This is a genomic window from Nocardia sp. NPDC005745, from assembly GCF_040630775.1.
In the GTDB taxonomy this organism is placed as follows: domain Bacteria; phylum Actinomycetota; class Actinomycetes; order Mycobacteriales; family Mycobacteriaceae; genus Nocardia.
Genome location: NZ_JBEXYF010000037.1, coordinates 17390 through 42116, shown reverse-complemented (window position 1 = coordinate 42116; position 24727 = coordinate 17390). Strand labels below are relative to the sequence as shown.

Sequence of the window (24727 nt, the reverse complement as noted above, 5' to 3'; positions counted from 1 at the left end):
TCTCTCAGTAGGTTCGGGCGTCGGGCCAGCGGTCGGCGAAGGTGATCGCGAACGCGTTGACCGCAGGCTTCCAGCGCATCGTCCATCGTGCCCGACCGGCGCCGGTCGGGTCGAGCGAACGAGTCACCAGATACAGGCATTTCAGCGCGGCTTGCTCGGTGGGGAAATGCCCTCGGGCCTTGATCGCGCGCCGGTAGCGGGCATTCAGCGACTCGATCGCGTTCGTCGAGCAGATCACCCGCCTGATCTCGATGTCGTAGTCGAGGAACGGTATGAACTCCTCCCAGGAGTTCTCCCAAAGCCGCACGATCGCACCGTATTTCGTTCCCCACTTCTCGGTCAGTTCATCCAACGCCGCCCGAGCAGCCTCGGCGTTCACCGCGGTGTAGATCGGTTTCACGTCCCGTTTCAGCGCGTCCCAGTGCTGGCGTCCGGCCAGCCGGAAGGTGTTGCGGATCAAGTGGATGATGCAGGTCTGCACCGTGGCCAGGGGCCACACGTTGCCGACCACCTCCGGCAGGCCTTTCAACCCGTCGCAGACCAGGAAGAATACGTCTTTGACCCCGCGGTTACGGACCTCGGTGAGCACGCTCATCCAGAACTTCGCGCCCTCACCACCGCTGCCGGCCCACAGGCCGAGGATGTCTTTCTCGCCGGTCACGGTGACCCCGATCGCGGCATAGATCGGCCGGTTGGCGACTTGACCGTCCCGCACTTTCACAACCAGCGCGTCGATGAAGATCGCGACATAGACCTCGTCCAGAGGTCGGGTCGACCATTCCTGCATCTCCGCGACGACTTTGTCGGTGATCCGGGAGACTGTCTCCTTGGACACCGACGCGCCATAGATCTCGGCGAAATGCGCCGAAATCTCACCGGTTGTGAGGCCTTTCGCATACAGCGACAGCACGATCTCATCGACCCCGCTCAACCGGCGTTGGCGCTTGCGCACGATCTGCGGTTGAAAGCTGCCATCGCGGTCGCGGGGCACCTCGATCGGCACCGGCCCGGTCGTCTCGGTCAACACCGTCTTCGACCTGGTCCCATTACGCACGTTCACCGATTCCCGGCCCTCGGGCGCCTGGTTGGGTTCATATCCCAGATGCTCGGTCATCTCCTCGTTCAACGCGGTCTCGAGGACGGTCTTGGTGAACTGCTGCAGCAGCCCGTCGGGCCCGGTCAAGGACAAGCCCTGCTGCTTGGCCATCCGGACCAACTCCGCCGCTGCCAGCTGCTCGGCCGACGCCTCGGCCTTCTTCTTCGCCACGGCATCAAGTGTCGTCATCACGGCACCTTCCCGCTGACCATCCAGTCAGCGAATCAGGCCGAAAACACCCCTAAATCCACAGTCCCTCCCGCGCCACCGGCCTACATTTCGAAGAGCGTCGACACTGGCCGATCCGTTGCCAGATGTGGTCGAAACGCCGTGATGTGATGGGTCTTCCGTTGCGGTAGCGCAGCAACTGTCCCGAGCGCGGGCTGTGGCGTTCGGCGGCGTGCTCGAGCAGGTGCCGCATCAGCGTGGGTGACACCGGCTGCCAGCGGTCGGTGCCGTCCTTTTCCCGTAGATAAATCAGGCATTGGTCGGGGTCGAGATCGTGTGGACGCAGTGCGAGGGCTCCGCCTCGGCGGCAGGCGGTCTCGATGTGCAGGCGCAGGATCAGGGCATCGAGGTCGGCGTCGTTTCCGGTGGTCGCGGCGACGGTCCAGATCTCGCTCAACTGATTGGCGGGGATCGCGTACCGGGGCGAGGGCTGGCGGGTGGGCATGGTGAGTTGGCGAGCGGGGTTGTCCACGGGCCGGATCCAGCCGGTGTCCACGGCGTAGCGGTAGATACACCGGGTGGCGCTGATGAAGTGCCCGACCGCGCTGGTCCCGTCGAGGGAGGCGAGGTTGACCCGCGTGTTGGCCTGGATTCCGGCCGCCATCTTTTCGAGATCGGCTTTGGTCGGCTCATCGAGGCGGCGCTGGGCCACAGTGTGCGAGTAATGACTGCCCCTGCCGGTACGGCTCGTGCTCGGGGGCTGCTCCTCGTATTTCCAGTCGCGGTCTATCGGGCGGTTGTCAGTGAGTTCAGCATGATTTCCATGAGTGCGGCTTCTTGGGTTTGGTTGGTCATCATGTCGCGGGCGGTTTGTTTGACGATTCCGTCGGTGAGGAGGTTGTTCGCGGCTTGTGCCATCTGGATGCCGCCGTAGTGGTGGCGGGTCATCATGTGGAGGAACGATCGAGCGGCGTCTGTTCCTCGGGCCGCGGAGAGTGCGTCGAGTTCGGTCTGGGTGGCCATTCCTGGCATGGCGGGGCCGCCGTCGGCCGTCTCGCTCGGGGTGGCGGCGTGGTGGTGGTGGTCGGTGACGCTGTTGTTGGGGTGCATCCATTGCATCGGCGCGTTGTTGACGGTGGAAGCGCCTGCCATGCGCAGCCAGCCCTTGAGTTCGCCGATTTCTTCGCGTTGGGTGGCTTCGATGCGGTCTGCGAGTGCGACGACGGTCGGGTCGGCCGTCTGGTCCAGACGGGCGGTCATGATCAGTGCTTGGCTGTGGTGGGCGAGCATGTCTTGCGCGAACCCGATTTCGGTGGGGTTCAGCACGGGCCTCGACAGGGGGTGTTCGTCGACGAGCAGGGGGCGTGCCGCGGCGCCCATCGCGAGCAACAGCAGCGCCAGTCCGAGGGTCGCGGTGGCGGTGATCGCCTGGCGTCGGGTCATGCGCCGAGGGTGCTCTGCTGATCGGCGGGCGCGGTGTAGACGGCCGGATCCAGTTCCAGGGTCATGTAGGTGTTGTCGGCGCAGCTGACTCGCAGTTGCCTGCCCGCCCACTGAGGTGGGGACGCGCACCAGTCGGCGGTCAGGTCGCCGAACAGGATCTTGCCGCTGCGCGGGCTCGTGGCTTGCGCGGGGTCGAAGACGCCGGTGCCGATGGCTTGCGCCAGTGCCGGGGCGCTGAGTATCGGTGCGCCGATCACGGTGATGACCCTGCGACTGGCGTGTGCCAGTGCTTCGTCGTTCTCGCGCGCCGGCGGGTTGAAGTAGGCGATCTCACGGACCGCGAGTGGGTCACGCACGTCGAACACGCGGACGCCGGAGGAGAACCAACCGCAGGCCAGCGCGGTCGGGTCGGCGGGGCGGTCGGCGGTGCAGTAGTGCGAGTCGTAGGAGAAGATCGAGCCGCCCATGCTCGAGGCCAGCGCGGAATCCTGGTTCTCGGGCAGGTTGATCTCGAGTTTGATCGTGTTGACCACACGCGGCCGCGTCGCGTCGGAGACATCGATGACCTTGACGCCTCCCGAACCGGCTTCGTTCGGAACGAACAGAAACGGCGTGCCGCCGTAGGTGACCGGGACCGCGTGCTGGGTTGCCCAGCCGTCGGTCCATGTCGTCTCCGCCAGCACCGGTACCACCGGGTCGCGGTCACGGCGCTGGACTGCGGAGACGTCCATGATCGTCATACCGCCGAGGTTGTTGGCCAGGTACAGGGTGTTGCCGTCGTCGCTGAACCCCATGCCGTGCATCGAGGTTCCCGGCAGTCCTTGCCATATGACACGTGGCTGGGCGGGGTCGGTGAGGTCCACGGCGCTGACCAGGCCGGGCGCGGTGCCCGAGGACCAGTAGGTGTTGCCGTCCGGTGAGAACCCGCCCTCGTGGGCGGTGATCGGCAGCGGCATCGCCAGCGAGCTGCCGGGGCCGTTCGCGTTGAGCAGTCGGGGGTGTTTGCAATCGGAGATGTCGTAGACCGACAGCAGGCCGGCTCCGGTGACGATCGGGGCGCCTGTGGCGACGAGCAGTTCGCGGGTGGTGTTCACCTTCAGTGACTCCCACGTACCGGCCAGCATGGCCGGTTCGGTCAGAGACACCGAGAAGACCGGATTGCGAGGATCGGAGACATCGAGGACCTCCACACCGGGCACCGGACCGCGCAGGCTCCCGGGGAAGAAGCTGGCGAGGTACACGCATGAATCGAACGCCGCGGACACCGCACCGGCACCGAGACCACCGTAGTTGCCGATCCGGGTGAGATTGCAGTGGTAGCCCTGGGCGCTGCGACCGTTCTCGCGGTCGAGGGCCGGGACATCGCCCTGCAATCCGGTCTCCGGCGATGCCCCCGCACCACAGCTCGCCCGAGGCACAGCCTCCCGGACGATCCCGGACAGGACCTGGACATCAGCCGCGGCCGAGGGCGCGGGTCCCACCACAACGACAACGGGAAGGACGGTCGCGGCCACCACCAGGGTGACTGCCTGTCTGAAACGGACGAAAAGTGAGGTAGTCATGGGGTTCCCTCGCCGGTGAGGGGCCTTCCTGATTGTTGGGATCTCGGCGGCTGCCGCTGCCTCAGCTACTCGGCCGGATCCGAGACACGAAATCGGAATATCAACTGGCAGATTATATGGACATCTGTCCATGTTGCGGAGTCGTTTCCGCGGCGATTTCGCCGGTGTGCGGTTCCTTCCTGTCGCTGCTCGCCCGGCGTACCCGCGCGCCGGGTGGACGATGTGCCTGGTTATCGGTTGTTCGCGTACAGGTCCTCGATCTGGCGGGCGTGTTCGGTGGCGATGACCGCGCGGCGCAGCTTCATCGTCGGGGTCAGTTCGCTACCCGATGTCCATTCGCGTTCGACGATCGCGAACTTCTTGATCTGTTCGACCCGGGCGAGCTTGGTGTTGGCCCGGTCGATCTGTTCCTGGACCTTCCCGACGAGTGCGGGGTCGTCGAACGCGCGGTCGCCGACCGCTGTGGGATCGAGGCAGACCAAGGCGACCACGTAGGGTCGTGCCTCACCGATGGCGCACACGTGTGCGATGAGGTTGCCCGCCGAGCGGACCGCCATTTCGATATTGGCCGGGGACAGGTTCTTACCCGCCGCGGTGATGATGAGTTCTTTCTTGCGGTCGACGATCCATACGAATCCGTCGTCATCGATGCGCGCGATATCGCCGGTGTGCAGCCATCCCTCGGGGTCGAGGGCCTCGCTGGTGCGGTCGGGCTGATCGCGGTAGCCACGCATGATCTGGGTTCCACGAACCAGCAGCTCACCGTCGGCCGCGGTCGCCACCTCCACCGAGTCCAGCGCCCGACCGACACTGCCCGGCCGAAGCGAGGCCGGGGTGTTGACCGCGACTACGCAGGAGGCTTCCGACATGCCCAGACCCTCACACAGCGGCAGGCCAAGGGCCACGAAGAAATCCACCACAGCGCGTGGGGTCGGCGCGGCGCCGGTCATAGCCCACACGACCTCGCCGAACCCCAGGCGATCCAGCAGTTCGGCGCCGATGGCCGGGTCCGCGGCGGAGTCGGCGAGAACATCACCGGGGTAGGCGTTCTCGATCGCGACCTTGAACTTCTCCCACCCCCGCGGCACCGCGACGAAGACCGTCGGTCTGGTCGAGGCGACGCAGGCGGGCAGGTTCACCGCATCTTCGACGCAGGTCAGGGTGTTGCCGTAGGTCATGAACGCCGAGTAGTGCGAGGTCCACCGATCCGCGACATGCGCGGCGGGCAGGAAGCTGATCTGGCGACCCCCGCCGGGAATCGGGAACGCCGCGTGCACGCCCCGCAGTTGTGCCAGCATGCCGCCGTGGGTCAGCTCGACCCCTTTGGGCGGCCCGGTCGTGCCCGAGGTGTAGATGATGGTCAGCAGATCGTCGGGAAAGACCGGCTCCAACGACGCGAAATCGAACTCGCACCGCTGCGCAGCCAACTCCGTCAGCAGATCCACGCATCCTTCGATCACGGCATCGACCACGAGAATCCGCTCGATCGGCGCGCCGAGCGCGATCGCGGCGCGCAGCACGGGCACGAAACCGGACTCGGCGATCACGATGCGCGCGCCCGCGTTCGACAAAACGAACTTGATCTGTTCGGGCGGAAGGGTGTTGTAGACGCTGAACGGTATCGCCCCGGCCAGCATCACCGCACTGTCGACGACGTGGAACTGCGGGATGTTGCGCATCATCAACGCCACCACCGAGCCCTTACCGACCCCCAGTCCGCGCAGACGCTCCAACACCGCACCCACACGAGCCATCACCTCGCTGTAGGTCCACGCGGTACCGGTCTCGAACGAGCGAAGCGCGACCCGGTCCGGATGCTGCCAGGCCGTGCTCAACAACAGATCGCACATCGTGCGCGCGCCCTCCAAATCGACGACACCCGCTCCCACCGCTGTGACTGGAACGACAACTTCACTCGTTGATGACATGGATCACATCTTCCGGCCCGCACCCACCGCCGAACACCCCCGCAAGTCGTGCACTGGCCCCCTTTGGTCGCTGATGCGCCGCCTGGAGACCCCGCGACCGGCGGAGCCGATGCCGCCCCGACTCGCGCCCTCTCGTAGAGTCGCGGAGTGGCAGGTCGGACTCCCTCTCTCGACTACGAGAATCTTCTCGCGCGTCTGGTCGACGTCGTCTATGTCCTCGACACCGAGGGCTATTTTCTCTACCTGAACCGGGCCGGCACCGAATTGTTCGGCCGACCGCTCGAAGACCTGATCGGCCACCACCTGTCCAAAGTGGTCGCCCCCGACGCACTCCAGACCACGCTCGACCACTTCCACCGCGGCATCGCCAACCCAGGGACGAACCCGTACTTCGAGACCAGGATCCTTCGACCCGACGGCGAAGTCCGCGAATTGGAAATCCACGCCGGAAGCGTCCTGCGCGACGGGCACATCATCGGCCGTCAGGGCATCGGCCGCGACATCACCGAGATCAAACGCCTCCAGGAAGATCTGGCCGACAAGACCAGCCGCCTGGCGCTCATCGAAGACCAACAACGCGCGGCGATGGACATCTACCGCCGTCTCAGTTTCCTCAGCAGCCAAGTCTCCCACCAACCCCACAACATCGAACGCATGCTCGACATCGTCGAGGACACCTTCAAAACCGAAGCCGCCCGCAGCGCGGGCATGGACGACACCGACATCGCCATCATCGAACTCGTCGCCGACGGCTACTCCAACCAAGAAATCGCCGACCGAGTACACCTCAGCGTCCACACGATCAAAGACCGCGTCGGCCGCATCATCACCCGACTCGACGCACGCAGCCGCGCCGGCGTCGCCACCCGCGCCCTGGCCGCGGGACTCCTCCCCGCGCACCGACCCGAACCGCGCTGACATACCCCCGCGAGGAAGGATCGCGGCAACTTTGAGGGCTGTGTTTGAGTCCCGCCGAGTTTCGTGCGCACTCGGCTATCTGTCTCCAGCGGGTTGCTGGGTCAGGTTCGCATAGTATTCGGCCTCAGATCCAGCGGGCTTCTCCCCGAGAGTGACCGGCATCGATCGGGCGGGACTGCGAGCTGGCGGTACCCACATTCGCCGGGGGTCGATGAAGACCCTGCGTGGAGGCGTGAGCATTCTGGTGCTGGCGTGGCGGAATGATCTGGATTCGTTCATGGTCACCCCGTCCGGCCGATCGCGGTAATAACGGCGTGGGGGTCGGCGAGTCCAGCACGCGGTGTGGCCGGAGACATGGGTCGTGTAGGTCATCGATCGCAGCCGGCCGTGTCCGCCGGCCGATGCCCTCGCACTCGAGAAGTTCCTGTGGTTTCCAGGTCGGGGCGGGCCCAGCCGGTGTGGGTCGGGGGAGTCGTTGTCGGCGGGCGGCCGCATCGCCGTCAGTCGATGTCGAGGTGGTAGTCGCTGAGCTGCGGGTCGCGGGTCATCGTCCAGTAGTCGACAAGCTTCCACGGCGAGAGGCTGACGACACGGCCTTTGGCGTTGCGATACCACGTAGTCATTCCTTGATGCGACCAGATCATCTCGTTGTGGAGGCGTTCGAGGTCGTTGTTATAGGAGTCGTGGCGATCGTGTCGAACTTCGACTGCGCGGATGTCGCGGTCGAGCATCTTGCGAAGCATGCCCATCACATAGCGGACCTGAATCTCGGTGTGGAAGACGATGCTCCCGCCGTGGCCGAGCCCGGTGTTCGGGCCGAACAGGCAGAAGAAGTTGGGCAGATCGGGTACCGCGATACCGAGATATGCCCGGGCGTCGTCATCACCCCAGACGTCGCGGATATTGATATCGCGACGACCGATGACCTCCATGGGATGGAGCACACGGTGGGCGTGAAACCCCGTGGCGTACGCGATGATATCCGCCTCGTATTCGGTGCCGTCTGCGGCGACCACGCCTGTGGGCGTGATGCGTGCGACGGAGTCGGTCACCAAATCGACGTCATCTCTCAGCAGGGTTTCGAACCAGCCATTGTCCATGAGGATTCGTTTGCCGTACGGCGGGTAGTTCGGCACGCACTTTTCGATGAGCTCCGGCTTGGATTTCAGTGAGGTGATGATGTGCTTTGTCAAGAACTCGCGGGTGCGGTCGTTGGCGGCGTTGATCGATCGCTGGGGGTCGTGCCATTGTGAGTCGATCTTGAGGGCGGGGTAGATCTTGTCGTTCCAATTCCAGAACTGGCGGTAGCGGTACCAGGCTGCATAGAAGGGAACGTTGCGTAGCAGATACTGAACCTCCGGGGTGACCGCTCGCTTGTAGTCGGGGGCCGGGATCGCCCACTGTGGCGATCGCTGGAATACGGTGACGCGCTCTGCGCATTCGGCGACCGACGGGACCAGCTGCATCGCGCTGGCACCCGTGCCGATGACCACAATCTTCTTGCCGCTGAGGTCCACTGCGGGGTTCCAGGTGGCGGTGTGCATCGCGATGCCGGCGAAAGTGTCCGCCCCCTCGATCTCGGGGGTGGATGGTTGATTCAGCAGTCCGACGGCGCTGACGAAGACCGATGCGGCGATGGTCTCCTTGCCGTCGGGTCCGTTGATCTCTACGGCCCAGTGCTTTTCGTCTTCGTTCCACACCGCGGCTGTGACGTGGGTCTTCAGCTGGATGTGGTCCTCGATGTTGTACTTCTTCACGACCCGGTCGAAGTACGCCTGGATTTCAACGCGCTTCGAGTAGTAGTCGGGCCAGCCGGTGTACTGCTCGAAGCTGTATTCATAGAGATGACTGGGGCTGTCGACGCCCGAGCCGGGGTACCAGTTCTCGACCCAAGTGCCGCCGACTCCGTCGTTGCGCTCGATGATCCGGTAAGGAATCCGCGCTTCTTCGAGCTTGATTGCCATGCAGATACCAGCCAGGCCTGCGCCGACGATGACGACGTTCAGCGACGAGCGTGGGGGGACCGCGCCCCGGCGCCAAGGGTCGTCTCGATCGACCAGTCCGAGTTCTTCAGCGGCCATGGGCACACCGTCGGGGTCGACCTGATCGGCGGTGGAATGGCACATCATCTGATGAAGACGTTCGAGCGTGGGCTCGGTGGGGGCCAGCTCCCCGCGGCGCCACTGGTCGACCGCTTCGAAAGCGGCCTGGCGGATCTCCTGCCGGATCTCTTGGTCCAGTCCTCCGTCATCAGGATCTTTTCCACCGCGTGGCTTGGCCGGAGCGTAGCGCTCCTGCAGCCACTTGTCATCACCGGTGAGTTGCGCCAGAACCATCAGCAGCGTGGGCATGTGCGCTTGCTCGAGCGCGGCCCGCAAGCTGTCGCGGGCCGCGTCGCGCTGCGCGCTGGCGTTTCCTTCCCGGGGGTGGGTGGTTGCCATAGTGTCTCCCTGACGGTGGTATGGACAGGCTCAGAGGCCCAGAGCTTTGCGGGTCGCTTCGACGAGGGCGTTGGGCCGCTCGTCACCCAGGACTCGATGACCGAGCCGCGTTGTGAGATAAGCGAATCCGACTTGAGTCTCCGGATCCGCGAATGCGAGAGAGCCTCCGGCGCCCGGATGGCCGAAACTGGTGGGCGACAGCATCGGGACATCGTCGACCGGCAACATGAATCCCCTGCCGAACCGCGTCGGTCGCCCGAGAATCTGGTCGATCCCCTCCGTAAGCGGCTCGCGGGCAGCTCGAGTGGCGGAATCCGTCAGCAGTCGGGACCCGTTCGTATCGACCACAGTGGCGGAGTAGACCGCAGCGAGCGTATTCGCTGAGGTCACCGCATTCGCGGCAGGCAGCTCTGCTGACAACAGTTCCGGTTTGTTGTAAGAGAAGGAACGTCCAGCGATCCGCAGTACACCGTTGAGTGACAGTGCTCTGCCTGCAAGGGTGTTCGGCGCGAAACGCGCCATCGCCGAGATCTCGTCAGCGTCGGTCAGAGTGGCCGCGGGGATCAATTGCGCGGCCCGGGACAGCTGCGAACTCGGAAGCCCCACCCACAAGTCATCGTACCCGATGAATTGCACCGCCGCGTGCAACAGCTCGCCCAACGTCCTGCCGGTGGCACGGCGGACTATCTCGGCGACCAGAAAGCCCCACGTCACAGCGTGGTAGCCGTGCGGATGGGTCGTGGTCCAGAAGGGGCGCTGTGCGGCGAGCGCGGCGGCCGCGGATTCACCGTCACAGACCTGCTCCAAGGTGAGAGCCGGGTCGTAACAGGGCAAACCCGCTCGATGAGACAAGATCTCATCCACTGTCACGGCGTGTTTTCCTTGTGCCGCGAATTCCGGCCAGTACTGGGCGACCGGCGCGCTCAGGTCGACGATCCCGTCCTGCGCCAGTTGGTTGACCAGAAGCGCGCCGAGACCTTTGCTGCACGAAAAGATCAACTGCACGGTTCCGGCGTCGTAAGGACGGAGACCAGCGGCGTCTGCGCTGCCCGTGGTGAGATGCACCACTTGCCGACCTCGGAGGAACACGCTGAGGGCGGCTCCCCCTGGCCCGCTGCCGTTCGCGACCGTTCTGAACGCGTCCGCGACCGGGCCGAAGCCGTGCTCAACCTGTTCTACCAGCACCACCACTCCCAGCAAATCCGATGATAGGAATTCATACTATATACCGCAGTCGGTGTGTCGATGGCAATGTTCGGTAGGGCCGGGGCAGTGGCGAGGGTGGCTTCGCCGGCCCGAGCAGGAGGTAGCGACTGGCGTCGCGGACGCTTTCCGCTTCATCCTGAGTTAGCCACGCCTTATCGTATGAATTGCAAGGACTGTCCTGCGAATTTCCCTGGGCGGCGGTCCATCGCAGTGCTGACCTGGAAGGATTGCTTGTGTCCTCGAGTGACTTGAATCGTGAAGCCGCTGCCCGCGTTGCCGGCGACATCGCCGCGCTCGGCGCGATGCGGGCCGATTGGGAACGTGACAACCGTCAGGGGTTGCACGAGATGCTGGTTGCGTCGTGGATCGTTCGAGCTCAGCAACACCTCGTATTGCGGATCGAGGCGCTTATCGCACCGCTGGGCTTGACGATGACGAATTTCGAATGCCTCGTTGTCCTGCTCGCAAGCAAGAATGGGGCTCTCGGCATGAACAAGATGGCCGAGCGCCTGGGCGTTCACCCCACCTCGATCACCTACGCGGTCGATTCGCTGGTGAAAGCCGGTCTGGTGGAGCGCAAGCCGCACCCTGCGGACCGTCGTCGCAAACTCGCGGCACTGACCGAGGAAGGGCGATCGGTCGTCGAGCGAGCGCTCGACGTCCTGGAAGCCGATCGTTTCGGTATTCAGCCCCTCGGCGCGCGCGAACTCGACAACCTCGCGGATCTGTTGCGGATCGCGATCGCTCCCGCGCGTGACGACGGGGAGGTGGAGTTCGACGGCTACAGTGCGCTACCACCGCTGACGCACCGCACTCGCGGCCCTGCCGCCAGCCGCATCTAGGTCTGTGTCGAAGGGCGAGTTTGTCGTATCTGGTGGCGACGGCACGATGTTGTTCGAGCTGGTTGATACCACGTTCGACAGCGTTGCGGTCCGGTAGAGCGCAGGATCGAACGGGGCTGGTGGCGACGGTTGTTTCTCGAGGTGAGCGACGAGATGTCGGGTCTGAAGCTGTTGCCACGGATCCGGCAGGGTCGGCGATAGGTCCGGGCTACCCGCAGGTTGTGGGACTATAGGCGGTCGTAGCGGCCATTCGGGAATGTGTCCTTGACCACCTGCCGGAGCCGATGATAGGAATTCATATTATCGGATTCCATCGGAAGGACATCTCATGATCGTCCGATCAGTGCACGCGGCAACGACGAGGCGTGTGGAGTGAGCGCCGAGACGCTGGCGGTGAAATCCACTGCGTCCTCGACGCCGGAAGCCCTCCTCCTGGGGCTGCTGAGTGATGAGGGCATCGTGTCTGCCCGGCGGTCACCGCAAGTGACGCGGTTGTCGGGCGGGCATTCGCATGTGACATGGCTCGTGCGGGAATCCGGTGCGGAGGGTGGTCCGGTCCGTCCTCGCTACGTCGTCAAGGTGGCGCAGAGCGACGGGCCACTCGCGCCCTACGATATTGCGCACGAAGTCCGATTCACGACCATCGCACGTGACAGTGGTCTTCCGAGTCCGCGAGTCATCTTTTCGAGTCAGGACAATCGGCTGGGATCACCGTTGTTCGTGATGGAGTTCGTCGAAGGCGACGCTCCCACCCCGCGCGAGATCGTTCCGTGGCTGCGCGAACACCCGGAGACTTCCCCGGTCGACTTGGCCCGTGAGACTGTTCGAACGCTGCTCGCCATGGGCGCTGTGACCGACACTCCCGGCGGGGTCGGCGCCGGCGAGTACTACCGCGGCTATATCGATTCGACGTACGACTCGTTGCTCGAATCCCTGGCTGGTGTCTGTGATCCATCCCCGAGTCTTGCGGTGGCCCACCGTGAACTGCACAGTGCCGCAGAGAGTTTGGGGATGACGCCGTTGTCGCTGGTGCAAGGCGACTTCAGATTCGGAAACCTCCTGCTGGCGGACGGCAAAATCGCCGCGATCCTCGATTGGGAGCGTGGCATGTGGGGGCATGGGTTGCATGATCTTGCGTACCTGTCATTGCCGACTATGCGCTACGACGGCAAGATCGCCGGGCTTGTCGATGACGAGCAGTTGGAAGCGGTTTGGGCCGAGGAAGCGGGCTCGTCCTGGAACAGGCCGGCGCTGGACTATCTGCGAGCAGTTTCTGTTTTCACGGAGCTGTGCTCGTGCACGCGCGCATTGTGCGCGCTGGCCCGTGGGAGAGGGCGGATGTCGCTGTTGAAGATTCTGCCGATCATTGCGCGTCACGAGACCGATCTCCTGCGCATTCTGACGACTTGGAGAGACAACGATGGCCTTGCTCGATGAACTCGTCCCACCCTTGCTGAAGGCCGTTCAGGCCGATCTGTCGACGCGTGACTCGGCGGTCGGGCTCGCGGAGCTGTCGGGCTTTGCGTTGCTGTCGGGGATTGCAAGTGAGCTACTCATGTGGGATTCGGGCCCGGAGCCGCACGCACTCGACTCGATGTCCGCGGACGCGGAGCGTAGCTACGAAGTGGCGATGCGGGCGCTGCGGCGGAGGAAGGCGCAGTCGTGAGGGCGTCGACGAGCTTTACACGACCCGCATTCCGAGATCCGCGTTGGCATGAACGCCTCGAGTTCTCTTGTGTTACGACGCGCGAGGATCTGCGGGCAAGCTTCGTAATCGACTTTCTGACCAATCTCGACGTGGCCGATTGCTGGGTGGCCATCGACGCAGGGCGCTCGTGCCCGCAGACCGATTTCGAGTTCACCGACTCGCAAATCCACCTGCCGATCGATGGATCGCAACTGTCGAATGTCAGATTATCCAACGGCCTAACCATCGAAGCCGCTCCGGCTTTGCATCACTATACACTGGAATACCTCTCGGTATGTGGACGGGTCGCGGCGAGGCTGGAATTCCGTGCCCGCACACGGGCGGCCGATCAGGACTTCACCTTCATCGGCGATGCTGCGAGCAGTGGTGATGAAGGCATGGCGGCCGACGACGCCGCCCCGGGTGGCCGGATCGACCAACCTATGCACGTCACCGGCGAACTACGCATCGACGACAGCTTCTTCACCGTCGACTGCCACTCGAATAGGTCCCACGAATGGGGCACTACGACAAGTCTGCCCCAGCCCAGCGCGAGCGTCGACGAGATGCACTTCAGCGACGAGTTGACGGTGTATCTGGATACCCGGGAGGTGCGAGAGACCTGGAACAGCGTCGAACACGCGTACGTTGTGCGGAAAGGTCGGATCCGCGCCGTAAAAGCTGCGATGGCCGTCTACGACACCTCTGATACCGGCGCCGGCAAGGTGCGCTACGAGATCACCGATGACGCAGATGACACCTACAGAATTTCCGGCTCCCTCACGTCGACCGGGCAGATGATCTCGGGGCCGAACGAATTGACCGCTGTGCGCCGGATCGTCGCTGATTGGAACGGCCGCACCGCATTGGGATTCTCGACTCTGGTCAGCGATATCCGCGAGATCCAGCGTCGCCGGCGAGCACATCGACACAGCCCAAATTCGTCGTGATAGGAGCGACCATGAAAGAGGATCTGCGAGGATTCGACAACCACGGCTATCCCGAGGGCTGGTTCGGAATCGGCTGGTCCAGCGATTTTCTCGACGGCCAGCCCGTTCAGCGTCGGCTCTTCGGCGAAGATATCGTCTTCTACCGCGGTGCCTCCGGCAAGCTCATCGCCATGGGCGCCTACTGCCCCCACCAAGGCGCTGCCCTCGCAGTGGGCGGCAAGGTCGAGGGAGATTGCATTCGGTGCCCGTTCCACGGCTGGGCCTGGGACGCCGACGGCAACAACGCTGATGTTCCCTATTCCGCCCGCGGTCGGGTGGGCGTGCGCAACAAGACATGGACGGTTGAGGAAGTCGCCGACCATGTCTTCATCTGGAACTCTTGGCGTGACGAAGGACCTCGTTGGGAGATTCCCGATATCGACTTCCTGCAGGACCCGCAGATGTTCTGGAATCCGGTCGACTCGACCCGCACCTGGCTCAACGCGCGCCTCGTGCCCCAGATGGTCACCGAGAACATCGTCGACTTCTCCCACATCAAGTATGTGCATCTGGCCGAGAGCGATTCCGAACTGGAGAAGTTCGGCGCGCAGGACCACGTGTTCTCCGTCGTACTGCGACAGGTGTTTCGAACCCGCAAGGGGCCGGTGGTCGGGCGCGACCACATCGAGGCCCACGGTGTCGGGATCAACATCGCGCGGATGAAGTTTTTGAACTACGAGATCACCAACCTTCTGAATGTCGTCCCGGTCGATGCCTCACATTCCGAAATGCGAGTCACGATCGGCATCAAGCTGCCCGACGACCTGGACGTACCCGAACGAGCCAGCGATTTGCCCGGCCATTTCCAGCGAGCCATCAAGGCGCACCTGGACTCTCAGGACCAAGACATGCCCATCTGGGAGAACCAGATCTACCGAGCGAACGTGCCGTGGGCTCCGGAAGAAGCTCGCGCCGGCCGCGCCCTGCGTAAATGGGCGCACTCTCTCTACGAAAGCTACGACGGAAAGCCTGAGGTGACGACATGATGACCACTCCGATGCAGAAGAAGGTCGCGCTGGTAACGGGCGCGGCACAGGGTGTCGGCCGCGCCACCGTGGAACGCCTCACCGCCCATGGCTGGTCCGTGGTAGCCGCCGACATCGACGACAAGATGCTGAAGTGGGCTGCTGATCGAGACGATGTGGCAACGTGCGTGGCCGACATCAGCACCGAGGACGGCAACGCTGCAATGGTGGAGGTCGCCGAACGACGATTCGGTGGCCTCAACGCAGCCATCCTCAACGCGGGGATCTCCATCTCGGGGCCCATCGACACACTCGACATGAGTGATTTCGACAAGCTGGTAGCGGTCAATCTACGTGGTGTCGTTCTCGGAATCCGGGCCGCTCTGCCCGCGCTGCGCAGGGTAGAGAACGGTGCGATCGCCGTCACCGCATCGGGGTACGCCCTCGGCGGGGATCCCGGGTTCTGGGCCTACGCGGCGACCAAGCACGCCGTAGTCGGCGTCGTGAAGTCGGTCGCGCGAGAGGTTGGCGCAGAGGGTATCCGGATCAATGCGGCATGCCCGTCGGCCATCATCGGTACCGGTCTGAGCGGGCCGATCAAAGAGACCGCCCCGGCAGTCCACGAGGCCATCGCGCAGGCCATTCCGATGCAGCGCTGGTGTGAGCCCGACGAAGTTGCCGCCGTTCTCGAGTTCTTGGTCTCGGAGGGTTCGACCTTTGTCAGCGGCACGGCCATTCCGGTCGATGGAGGCGCGCTGGCGGGCGCCGGCCTGCTCGGCCTCAGCACCAGCTCGGCGCAGTTCTAGAGCTCTTATCTCAATCAGGAGTGATCAATGATCTTCGCCGACCAGCTCAGGAACGCCGCTCGTTTTGCCGGTGACAATGAGGCCGTGCGCCTAGGCGACGAGGCCCTGTCCTTCAGTGACATCTACGAACGTTCCTGTCGCCTCACCCAGTTGTTCGCGCACGCAGCGCTGGTTCCCGGCGACAAGGTGTCGAGCCTGGGACGCAATCGCCTCGAATCGGTGGAGGAGACCACCGGCGTCGCGCTCGGAGGGTTTGTCCGGTCACCGCTGTACATGCACAACAGCACCTCGTCGCACGTGTACATGATTCAACGTGTCGGGGCGAAGGCTCTCATCGTCGATGCGGAGATGTGGTCGGCGTTGCACGATGCGCTAGCCGAGGCAGGCGTCACCCTGGAGCTCGTCCTGGTACGTGGCGCCGACCAGGCCGGGGTGCCCACCGGGGGGCACATCATGGATTACGACCGGGCCCTGCAAAACGTGGAAGCCAACGATCCCGGTGTTGAGGTAGACGATCGCAGCATCCATATCATCCGGTTCTCCGCCGGCACGACCGGCCAGCCGAAGCCGATCGCGCTCACGTGGCGAAACTGGCATGCGATGGGCAACGAGCTGCTGATCCTCGCCCCGCCGATCGGCCGAAACGACACCGAATTGGTGATCTCACCGTATTCGCACGGCTCCGGCAATCTGCTGTGGCCGATGATCAGCGCGCAAGCGCGGCAGCTCATCCTGCCCAAATTCGAAGCCGAGAACGCGCTCGAGCTCATCGAGAAGTACCGATGCAGCATCTTGTTCCTGGTCCCCACCATGATTCAACTGCTGGTCGATCACCCGGACGCCGCCCGGCGCGATCTCAGCAGTCTCAAGACGGTGTTCTACGGCGCTGCCCCGTTGAGCGAAGAGACCCTTCGCAAGGCCCTGGCGATCTGGGGGCCGTGCATGTACCAGATGTACGGCCAGTCCGAAGCGGCGCCGGTAACGATGCTTCGTCCGGAGGATCACAGTCTGGATGGAATCAATCGATTGTCCAGTGTTGGCCGGGCCACCCCGAACTCGTCGGTGCGCATCGAGTCGCCCGAAGGAGAGATCCTGCCTCCGAACACACCGGGACAGGTGGTTATCACCGGCCCGGGACAGATGGCGGGGATCTACGGCGACGAGAAGGCGACCAAAGCGCGTCTGACTTCTGATGGGTGGATTCGTACGGGCGATATCGGACAGCTCGACGAAGACGGCTACCTGCAGTTGACGGACCGCATGGAGGACATCATCATTTCCGGTGGTTTCAACGTGTGGCCTGCCGAAATTGAGAAGTCGCTGTATGCGCACCCCAAGATTCGGGAAGTTGTGGCATTCGCCGTACCGCATCCGACATGGGGCGAGACCCCGGCGGTTGTCGCGCGCGTCGACAACGTCGATGAGGTCACCGAGGACGAATTGATCAAGTGGTGCCGAGACCGTCTCGGCTCGGTGAAGAAGCCTTCCTATGTCGTCTTGACTGTCGAGGAGCTGCCCAAGAGCAGTGCCGGAAAGCTCCTGCGACGCAAAATCCAGAGCGACTATCTGTTTCAGAAAAGTTCGGACCGCCGATGAGTGCGACCGCCACACCGGTGACCCGAAGCGATCTGATCGACGTGGTCGTCGACAGCACAGAGTTGGTGGCAGACGAGGTCTTGGCCATCGACCTCGTCTCGCCCACCGGGCAGTCGTTGCCTGCATGGTTTCCGGGTGCTCACGTGGATGTGCACCTGCCCTCCGGGCTGATCCGGTCGTACTCCTTGTGTGGTGACGTGACCAACCGGTCGGGCTACCGCGTCGCGGTGCTGCATGTACACGACGGGCGTGGGGGATCCGCTGAGGTCCACCACCTCTACGGCGGGGGGTCACGACCCGCCGAACACCATCGGTACCTGCGAATTTCCCTGCCCCGCAACAATTTCGAACTGGTCGATGCAGAGCAGTATCTGTTCATTGCAGGCGGGATCGGGATCACGCCTTTGCTTCCGATGCTGGAACAAGTGTCGGCTCAGGGACGGCGGTGGCGGCTGGTCTACGGCGGTCGATCGATGGACAGCATGGCTTTCCGCGCTGTCATCGAACGACTTCAGGGCGGACAGGTGGAATTCGTCCCGCAGGACACGCGCGGGCTGATCGATGTGGCCGCGTTGTTCGATACGACTCCCGAATCGGCGCAGATCTACGTCTGCGGTCCGCCCGGGCTCCTCGACGCCACCGAAGGCGCGGCCCGGCGAACCGGTGCATCCGCGCGCCTGCACCTCGAGCGATTCGCGGCCAGCGCTGACAGCTCGCGGCCGACCACACCGAACACTGAGTTCGAGGTCGAACTCCGCCGAAGCGGCACCACCATTCATGTCGGCGCGGAAGAGACCATCCTTCAGAAAGTGCTGGAGATCCATCCCGGACACCCGTGGTCGTGCGAAGAAGGAATCTGCGGCAGTTGTGAGTCGACCGTGCTCGAAGGAGAAGTCGATCATCGCGATGAAATTCTCACCGAGGAGGAAATGGCCGCCGACGACACGATGTTCATTTGCGTGAGCCGCTGTCGCGGCAACCGACTGGTTCTGGACCTGTAAGGCGCAGCAAACGCCGTCGCTGACGGTAACGAAAGGTATAACCACTAATGTCTGACTTGGCGGTCCGCCTGGAGCCCATTGTCGATGGCGTCGCTGTCGTGGTGCTCGATGACCCGGGCCACTCGGCGAACACCATGAACGAGGCCTACTGGGCCGGCATGGACGCCGTGCTCGCCGAACTGTCCGCCTCGCGTGAGTCACTGCGAGGGGTGATCGTCAGTTCGGCGAAGTCGACCTTCTTCGCTGGCGGGGATCTGAAACTGCTCGGTGCCGCACGCCCCGGGGACGAAGACGCGATGCGCGATCTGGCTACGCGAGCGACGCGGCAGCTTCGGTCCCTCGAGACGCTCGGCGTGCCGGTGGTCGCCGCAATCAACGGTTCGGCGCTCGGCGGAGGACTGGAAATCACTCTGGCCTGCCACCGCCGAATCGCTGTCGATACGGACACGACCCGACTGGGATTGCCCGAAGTCACCCTCGGCCTGTTGCCGGCTGCCAACGGGCTCGTGCGCTCGGTGCGATTGCTCGGCCTTCGACAGGCGCTGTCGAAACTGTTGTTGGCAGGCACCACCTATACACCGAAGCAAGCCGTGGAATTCGGTCTCATCGATGAACTGGTAGGCACCGCCGACGACCTGATCCCCGCCGCCCGCCGCTGGATCGCGCAGGCGACCCGAACGCCGGCGATACCCAACGAGCCCATCGCAGACGCGAACGCCGCCGCACGCCCGCAAGATGTACTCGCCGATCTTCCCCGCGCGGTACGGCGACTGTTCGACGGATACCCCATGCCTGCTCCCCGAGCAATCCTGCACGCAGCTTGCGGAGGCGTCGGCAGGGACTTCGAGAGTGCCTCCGAACTGGAAACCGAAGCCTTCGTAGCCCTGGTCTGCGGATCGGTGTCGACGAACCTCATTCGGTCGAAATTCTTCGACATGCAGCGCATCAAAGCCGGGGCCGCTCGGCCGCAGGGGTATGAGAAGTCCACCTTCACGAAGGCTGCCGTGATCGGTGCCGGAATGATGGGCGCGGGCATCGCGCAAGTCTGCGCACAGGCGGGCATGGAGGTCACCCTCATCGATCGTGACATCGAGGCGGCCGAGAAAGGCAAGGATTCGATAGCACGCTTCCTCGCCAAATCCGGTGTCGGAGATGCGGAGCCGGTACTCGACCGCATCACCCCCGTCGATGCCATCGACAAGTCCGCGGCTGATACCGAGATCGTCATCGAAGCTGTTTTCGAAGACGAAGACCTCAAAAGCTCCATCTTCGAGCAAGTCGATGCCGTCGTCGGCGACCACTGCCTGCTGGCGTCGAACACCTCGACTCTGCCTATCACCGGGCTGGCACAGGCAGTACAGAACCCGGCCGATTTCATCGGCCTGCACTTCTTCTCCCCAGTACCTCGCATGCAACTGGTCGAAGTAATCGCCGGAAAATCTACTGGCCCGGCGACGCTTGCTCGCGGCATCGACGTGGTGCGGCAGTTGAACAAGATCCCGATTGTGGTATCCGACAGTCGCGGCTTTTTCACCAGCAGGGTGATCGTGAAACGACTGATCGAGGCGATGGCCATGGTCGCCGAGGGGGTCGAGCTGGAACTGATCGAACGGGCCGCTGTGAATGTCGGCTATCCGGTGGGTCCTCTGACGCTTCTGGACGAACTCACCATTTCCCTGGTCGAGACGGTGCGCCGGCAGGCCCGGGAAGCCGCCGAAGCGTCCGGACAATCGTGGACCGAACATCCCGGCGATGCCGTCGCCGCGGCGATGGTCCATACTCATCAGCGCTCCGGACGAGCTGCGGGCGGCGGATTCTACGAATATCCCGATGGCGTTCGTGGCGATTTCTGGAGTGGCCTGCGGCAGTATTGCGGTGCCAACGATATCGATGAGCGCACTGTCGCGGACCGTCTGCTGTTCGCCGAAGTCGTCGACTCGTTCAACTGTCTGGACGAGGGCGTCCTGCGCTCCACTCCGGACGCGAATGTGGGTTCGCTGCTGGGGATCGGTTTCCCGGCTTGGACCGGCGGCGTCATTCAGTTCGCTAACGGCTACCCCGGCGGTGCCGCAGCCTTCCGGAGTCGCGCAAATGAGCTGGCCGCAGCCTACGGCGCTCGATTCGCACTGCGCGAGAGCTGGAGCGAGTTCGTGGAGGCCGCTGATGCCTGATCCACTCGCACGCGTTAACACACTCTACGACGCCGACCACGCAGCCTTCCGGGACACGGTCCGGTCATACGGATCGCGAGTGGTCGAGCCAGCCCTCGCCGCGTGGGAAGACGCGGGAATCATCGACCGATCGGCCTACCTGGCCGCGGGCGATGCAGGATTGCTGGGTCTGGACGCGCCGACGGTGCTCGGCGGTGGGGGAGTCCGGGACTTCCGCTACAAGTCGATTATCGCCGAGGAACTGGCCAGAATCGGCGCGAACTCGTTGCTGAGCTCGATCAGTCTGCACAACGACGTGATATTGCCGTATTTGATCGATGACGCGTCCCGCGAGCAACAGCAGAAATACATACCGGGTTGCTGCAGCGGTGAACTGATCGGCGCGATCTGCATGACCGAACCCGGGACCGGAAGCGATCTGCGTGGAATCCGCACCACCGCACGCGTCGACGGCGACGAGTGGGTCCTGAACGGCTCCAAGACATTCATCACCAGCGGCATCCACTGCGACTTCGCGATGGTGGTCGCCCGGACCGACGACGCCGATCGCGGTGGTGGGCTCTCGCTCATCGTTGTGGATGCCGGCACCGCCGGCTTCGAAAAGGGACGCAAGCTCGACAAGATCGGGCAGCGAACGCAAGACACCGCTGAATTGCACTTCGACGAGGTTCGAGTGCCGCTGTCGAACCTCATAGGGGAGCGTGGGCAAGCGATCACCATGCTCACCGGCCACCTGCCGCAGGAACGGCTCACTATCGCCGTGACCGCGATCGCTACGGCCACCCAAGCCATCCGTTGGGCGTTGGATTTTGTCGCCGACCGAAACGCGTTCGGTAAACCTCTAGTGGACTTTCAGACGGTGCAGTTCACCTTGGCCGAACTGGCGACAGAACTCGATGTTGCGCGTGCCTACGTCGACACTTGCATGCTCGCCCTCGACGAGGGCCGGCTGACCCCGGTGCAGGCGGCCAAAGCGAAGTGGTGGGCCACCGAAATGCAGAAACGGGTTGTCGACCGGTCGTTGCAACTGTTCGGTGGGTACGGCTATATGCTGGAATATCCGATCGCCAGATCCTACATCGATTCCCGGGTCGCGACGATTTACGGCGGCACGACCGAAATCATGAAACACATCATCGGTCGTGACCTCCGTTCCTGGGCACGGAGGGCCAGCCGATGAGTGCGACGGTGCTGCACCGCGCCTGCGAGGGGGTGGTGACGCTCACGCTCAACAGGCCGGAGAAAGTGCGTGTCCGCCCCTACGCAGAATGCCCGGCCGGCGCCGGTGATCACAACACAGCTGGTCGTGGAATCCTCTCCGGCAGCAAGCGATCGGTGCGCGAGCGTGTCCGCGGTCGAGGCATCCAGAGCGTTAGGACGATGTCGACGCCGACACAGCCCTGCAGTGGGGCCTGGCGAACCGAGTATTCGACGAGGACGCCCTCGCCCGTGGCGCGCAGTCGGTTGCGCCGACGATCGCCGGGCAATCCCGCGCGGCTCTCTGCGCGGCGAAGGCAGCGATCACGTCGAGCCGACAGCACGCTCTCCATGCGGTCCTCGCCACCGAAACCAGGCTGCGATCGGCGCTGATCAAAGACCTTGTTCGACGTCCGGGCCAACCCGCGGACCGGCCGAAATCCGATTACTCGCTCCGACCAGAAAAGAAACGACGTCATGCGCGATGCGGTCATCGTAGAAGCAGTTCGTACACCGTTGGGCAAACGCAACGGCGGCCTGAAAGGCATTCATCCCGCCGATCTGTCAGCCCATGTCCTCAACGCCGTGATCAGCCGGACAGGTATCGATCCAGCTGTGGTCGACGACGTGATCTGGGGTTGCGTCAGTCAGGTCGGCGAGCAAACCTTCGATATTGCCCGAACCGCGGCCCTGTCGGCCGGGTGGCCGGACACGGTTCCGGGTACCACGGTGGACCGGCAATGCGGATCCTCGCAGCAGGCAGTCCATTTCGCTGCCGCCGGTGTCATCGCCGGACACTACGACATGGTCGTCGCCGGTGGTGTCGAATCGATGTCGCGGATTCCGATGATGTCGGCAATGGTCGACGGGTTGAGTCCGCTCGGCGCCGAGTACCAGAAGCGCTACGGCACCGCCTTCCCGAACCAAGGGCTAGCTGCCGAAGCGATCGCAAAGCAGTGGGGCCTGGACCGAGCCGCGGTCGACGCGTACTCGCTGCGCTCACACGAGCGTGCCGCAGAAGCGAGAGCGCAGGGCCGCTTCGAGCCCGAAATCGCAGCGGTCACCTCCCTCGATGGCACTGTGGTCGCTGCCGATGAGGGGATCCGTATCGGCGGCACTCTCGAAATCCTGGGAAAGCTGAAACCTGCCTTCGACGAGGCCGGTGTCGTTACCGCCGGCAACTCCTCGCAGATCACCGACGGCGCCGCGGCGCTGCTGATCACCTCATCGGACACCGCAAAGACCTTGGGGCTCGTGCCGATCGCCCGGGTTCACACGGCGGTCGTCACAGGTGCTGACCCGACACTGATGCTGTCCGCGCCGATCCCGGCGACACGGAAGGCGCTCGAACGCAGCGGCCTGGCGTTGAGCGACATCGGTGTGTTCGAGGTGAATGAAGCATTCGCGTCGGTGGCCCTGGCATGGCACGCCGAATTCGATGTCCCGGCTGAACAACTCAACCCGAACGGTGGCGCGATTGCCCTCGGCCACCCCCTCGGTGGCTCCGGCGCTCGGATCATGACGACGATGATCAACCACATGCGGTGCGGCAACATCCGCTACGGGCTGCAGACGATGTGTGAGGGTGGAGGACAGGCAAATGCCACGATCCTTGAGCTCCTCTAACGTCGCTGCGGACATGGTCGACTTCCACCGGCCCGCCTACCGTGACTGGCGGTGGTTGGAGACCTGCTGGTTCTCGGCGTTCATCCCCGAGCGTGGAATGCGGCTGCATCTGCGGGCTGCGTTCCGATCGAATCTCGACGTCGCTCAGACCATGGTCGCCCTCTACTCTCGATCCGGCGGAGTCCTCGACATGGACTTCTACGACAGTCAGGTTCACCAGCCCATCGGCGCGAACCGGTACTCCGACTTCGCCTTGCCCAGCGGCCTGGAACTGCGCGGAAGACCCACCGCCGGCAAATACCACGTTCGGTTCGCCTCGCGGTGTAAGCGGCTGCACGTGGATGTGGAATGCCGAGCATTGATGGAGCCGGTCGATCTCGAATTCACTGCCATCCGCAGTGCGGAGAAGGGGTTCGCGGCATTCCATCGTCAGCCCCGCGGTGACGTGCCGATCGGACACATAGACCAGACTTTCCACGTCACCGGATCGATTCAGCTCGACAAAGAGACCATCGCCGTCGACTGCCTTTCCAATCACGACCATTCGTGGAGCCCGCGTGCCGAGTTCCGCAGTGGATGCGGCACTTTCGACGAATTCCACTTCGGAAACGAGCTCACACTGCTGGCCCAGACCGTACAGCGGACACCCGGCGCCGCGGATGTAACGAACGGTTATGTGCTCGTCGGCGACGATCTGCGCCGAATCAAGAAGGCGAGCGTCGAGTTCGACCAAATCGGTTATCGCACAAAGGCTCTCATCTACAACGTCACCGACTGGACAGGCGAATCGTACACACTGACCGCCACTGTCGCCAGTTCCGTCACCCAAGATCAAGGTTCCAACGGATTGACGGTGATGAACCTGTGCGAGGCGCAGTGGAACGGCCGCGTCGGTGTAGCGGAATCGATGTGGCACTGGGACATTCCAGAAATTCAACGCCGAATCCGCGCGGCCCGCGCGGTCCCGGGCAACGAGGCACTGTCGACCGAGCAGGCGCTGGCCTGGAATTGGGAACGCCACACCGCCTGAACACCCCCCGACTCAGCGATCCAACCACAAACGGTACCTCGGTTCGAACAAGGAG

At 63.7% G+C, this 24727-nt stretch carries 21 protein-coding genes; 13 read left to right on the top strand and 8 right to left on the bottom strand.

Going from position 1 to position 24727, the window contains the following annotated elements:
* Window positions 1–4 precede the first annotated feature (4 nt).
* From ABZ420_RS29680 to ABZ420_RS29660, 5 genes are all read right to left on the bottom strand, one after another.
* A complete protein-coding gene (locus ABZ420_RS29680) occupies window positions 5–1288 on the bottom strand; it encodes an IS256 family transposase (RefSeq protein ID WP_357129527.1) in 1284 nt (427 codons plus the stop codon).
* 49 nt (window positions 1289–1337) lie between these two features.
* Window positions 1338–1976, bottom strand: coding sequence for a tyrosine-type recombinase/integrase (locus ABZ420_RS29675; protein WP_357129524.1), 639 nt, complete (start codon window positions 1974–1976; stop codon window positions 1338–1340).
* 74 nt (window positions 1977–2050) lie between these two features.
* Complete coding sequence (locus ABZ420_RS29670) at window positions 2051–2707, bottom strand: DUF305 domain-containing protein (protein ID WP_357129521.1); 657 nt, start codon at window positions 2705–2707, stop codon at window positions 2051–2053.
* Window positions 2704–4269, bottom strand: coding sequence for a hypothetical protein (locus tag ABZ420_RS29665; RefSeq protein WP_357129518.1), 1566 nt, complete (start codon window positions 4267–4269; stop codon window positions 2704–2706). The genes ABZ420_RS29670 and ABZ420_RS29665 overlap by 4 nt, the downstream gene beginning before the upstream one ends.
* A gap of 230 nt (window positions 4270–4499) precedes the next feature.
* Window positions 4500–6158 (bottom strand): AMP-dependent synthetase/ligase, encoded by a 1659-nt coding sequence (locus tag ABZ420_RS29660; RefSeq protein ID WP_357129515.1) that lies wholly within the window; start codon window positions 6156–6158, stop codon window positions 4500–4502.
* Window positions 6159–6344: 186 nt separating this feature from the next.
* Here ABZ420_RS29660 and ABZ420_RS29655 point away from each other — a divergent pair, with 186 nt between their 5' ends.
* Complete coding sequence (locus tag ABZ420_RS29655) at window positions 6345–7115, top strand: PAS domain S-box protein (protein ID WP_357129512.1); 771 nt, start codon at window positions 6345–6347, stop codon at window positions 7113–7115.
* Between the two features lie 500 nt (window positions 7116–7615).
* Here ABZ420_RS29655 and ABZ420_RS29650 read toward each other — a convergent pair whose 3' ends face one another.
* Together ABZ420_RS29650 and ABZ420_RS29645 are read right to left on the bottom strand one after the other, a co-directional pair.
* Window positions 7616–9556 carry an NAD(P)/FAD-dependent oxidoreductase gene (locus tag ABZ420_RS29650; RefSeq protein WP_357129509.1) on the bottom strand — a complete coding sequence of 647 codons (1941 nt, stop codon included), beginning with the start codon at window positions 9554–9556 and terminating at the stop codon, window positions 7616–7618.
* 30 nt (window positions 9557–9586) lie between these two features.
* Entirely contained in the window at window positions 9587–10744 is a 1158-nt protein-coding gene (locus ABZ420_RS29645; protein ID WP_357129506.1) for a serine hydrolase domain-containing protein, read from the bottom strand.
* 182 nt (window positions 10745–10926) lie between these two features.
* On the opposite strand from ABZ420_RS29645, the gene ABZ420_RS29640 reads away from it, so the two are divergent.
* From ABZ420_RS29640 to ABZ420_RS29595, 10 genes are all read left to right on the top strand, one after another.
* Window positions 10927–11604, top strand: coding sequence for a MarR family transcriptional regulator (locus tag ABZ420_RS29640; RefSeq protein ID WP_357129503.1), 678 nt, complete (start codon window positions 10927–10929; stop codon window positions 11602–11604).
* A gap of 372 nt (window positions 11605–11976) precedes the next feature.
* On the top strand, window positions 11977–13041 hold the full coding sequence (locus ABZ420_RS29635; RefSeq protein WP_357129500.1) for a phosphotransferase family protein: 1065 nt from the start codon (window positions 11977–11979) through the stop codon (window positions 13039–13041).
* On the top strand, window positions 13025–13270 hold the full coding sequence (locus ABZ420_RS29630; protein WP_357129496.1) for a hypothetical protein: 246 nt from the start codon (window positions 13025–13027) through the stop codon (window positions 13268–13270). Before ABZ420_RS29635 ends, ABZ420_RS29630 begins: the two co-directional genes overlap by 17 nt.
* Complete coding sequence (locus ABZ420_RS29625; RefSeq protein ID WP_357129494.1) at window positions 13267–14241, top strand: hypothetical protein; 975 nt, start codon at window positions 13267–13269, stop codon at window positions 14239–14241. The genes ABZ420_RS29630 and ABZ420_RS29625 overlap by 4 nt, the downstream gene beginning before the upstream one ends.
* Before the next feature lie 11 nt (window positions 14242–14252).
* On the top strand, window positions 14253–15266 hold the full coding sequence (locus ABZ420_RS29620; RefSeq protein WP_357129491.1) for a Rieske 2Fe-2S domain-containing protein: 1014 nt from the start codon (window positions 14253–14255) through the stop codon (window positions 15264–15266).
* Window positions 15263–16051, top strand: a complete 789-nt coding sequence (locus ABZ420_RS29615) for an SDR family oxidoreductase (RefSeq protein WP_357129488.1) — start codon at window positions 15263–15265, stop codon at window positions 16049–16051. The genes ABZ420_RS29620 and ABZ420_RS29615 overlap by 4 nt, the downstream gene beginning before the upstream one ends.
* 27 nt (window positions 16052–16078) lie before the next feature.
* A complete protein-coding gene (locus ABZ420_RS29610; RefSeq protein ID WP_357129485.1) occupies window positions 16079–17647 on the top strand; it encodes a class I adenylate-forming enzyme family protein in 1569 nt (522 codons plus the stop codon).
* 41 nt (window positions 17648–17688) lie between these two features.
* Window positions 17689–18648, top strand: a complete 960-nt coding sequence (locus tag ABZ420_RS29605) for a PDR/VanB family oxidoreductase (RefSeq protein ID WP_357129482.1) — start codon at window positions 17689–17691, stop codon at window positions 18646–18648.
* A 47-nt stretch (window positions 18649–18695) separates the two neighbouring features.
* Window positions 18696–20819, top strand: coding sequence for a 3-hydroxyacyl-CoA dehydrogenase NAD-binding domain-containing protein (locus ABZ420_RS29600; RefSeq protein ID WP_357129479.1), 2124 nt, complete (start codon window positions 18696–18698; stop codon window positions 20817–20819).
* Complete coding sequence (locus ABZ420_RS29595; RefSeq protein WP_357129476.1) at window positions 20812–21999, top strand: acyl-CoA dehydrogenase family protein; 1188 nt, start codon at window positions 20812–20814, stop codon at window positions 21997–21999. Before ABZ420_RS29600 ends, ABZ420_RS29595 begins: the two co-directional genes overlap by 8 nt.
* Here the strand turns inward: ABZ420_RS29595 and ABZ420_RS29590 are convergent.
* On the bottom strand, window positions 21921–22187 hold the full coding sequence (locus ABZ420_RS29590; RefSeq protein ID WP_357129606.1) for a hypothetical protein: 267 nt from the start codon (window positions 22185–22187) through the stop codon (window positions 21921–21923). The two genes, ABZ420_RS29595 and ABZ420_RS29590, sit on opposite strands and share 79 nt — an antisense overlap.
* A 306-nt stretch (window positions 22188–22493) precedes the next feature.
* Here ABZ420_RS29590 and ABZ420_RS29585 point away from each other — a divergent pair, with 306 nt between their 5' ends.
* Complete coding sequence (locus ABZ420_RS29585) at window positions 22494–23642, top strand: thiolase family protein (RefSeq protein ID WP_357129474.1); 1149 nt, start codon at window positions 22494–22496, stop codon at window positions 23640–23642.
* A 361-nt stretch (window positions 23643–24003) separates the two neighbouring features.
* Entirely contained in the window at window positions 24004–24672 is a 669-nt protein-coding gene (locus ABZ420_RS29580; RefSeq protein WP_357129471.1) for a hypothetical protein, read from the top strand.
* The last annotated feature ends 55 nt before the right edge of the window (window positions 24673–24727 follow it).

Excerpts from the sequence above, each read along its gene's own strand:
- ABZ420_RS29670 (WP_357129521.1), bottom strand. The coding sequence starts at position 2,707 with ATGACCCGACGCCAGGCGATCACCGCCACCGCGACCCTCGGACTGGCG.
- ABZ420_RS29665 (WP_357129518.1), bottom strand. The coding sequence starts at position 4,269 with ATGACTACCTCACTTTTCGTCCGTTTCAGACAGGCAGTCACCCTGGTG.
- ABZ420_RS29650 (WP_357129509.1), bottom strand. The coding sequence starts at position 9,556 with ATGGCAACCACCCACCCCCGGGAAGGAAACGCCAGCGCGCAGCGCGAC.
- ABZ420_RS29630 (WP_357129496.1), top strand. The coding sequence starts at position 13,025 with ATGGCCTTGCTCGATGAACTCGTCCCACCCTTGCTGAAGGCCGTTCAG.
- ABZ420_RS29620 (WP_357129491.1), top strand. The coding sequence starts at position 14,253 with ATGAAAGAGGATCTGCGAGGATTCGACAACCACGGCTATCCCGAGGGC.
- ABZ420_RS29615 (WP_357129488.1), top strand. The coding sequence starts at position 15,263 with ATGATGACCACTCCGATGCAGAAGAAGGTCGCGCTGGTAACGGGCGCG.
- ABZ420_RS29610 (WP_357129485.1), top strand. The coding sequence starts at position 16,079 with ATGATCTTCGCCGACCAGCTCAGGAACGCCGCTCGTTTTGCCGGTGAC.
- ABZ420_RS29600 (WP_357129479.1), top strand. The coding sequence starts at position 18,696 with ATGTCTGACTTGGCGGTCCGCCTGGAGCCCATTGTCGATGGCGTCGCT.
- ABZ420_RS29595 (WP_357129476.1), top strand. The coding sequence starts at position 20,812 with ATGCCTGATCCACTCGCACGCGTTAACACACTCTACGACGCCGACCAC.
- ABZ420_RS29585 (WP_357129474.1), top strand. The coding sequence starts at position 22,494 with ATGCGCGATGCGGTCATCGTAGAAGCAGTTCGTACACCGTTGGGCAAA.
- ABZ420_RS29580 (WP_357129471.1), top strand. The coding sequence starts at position 24,004 with ATGGAGCCGGTCGATCTCGAATTCACTGCCATCCGCAGTGCGGAGAAG.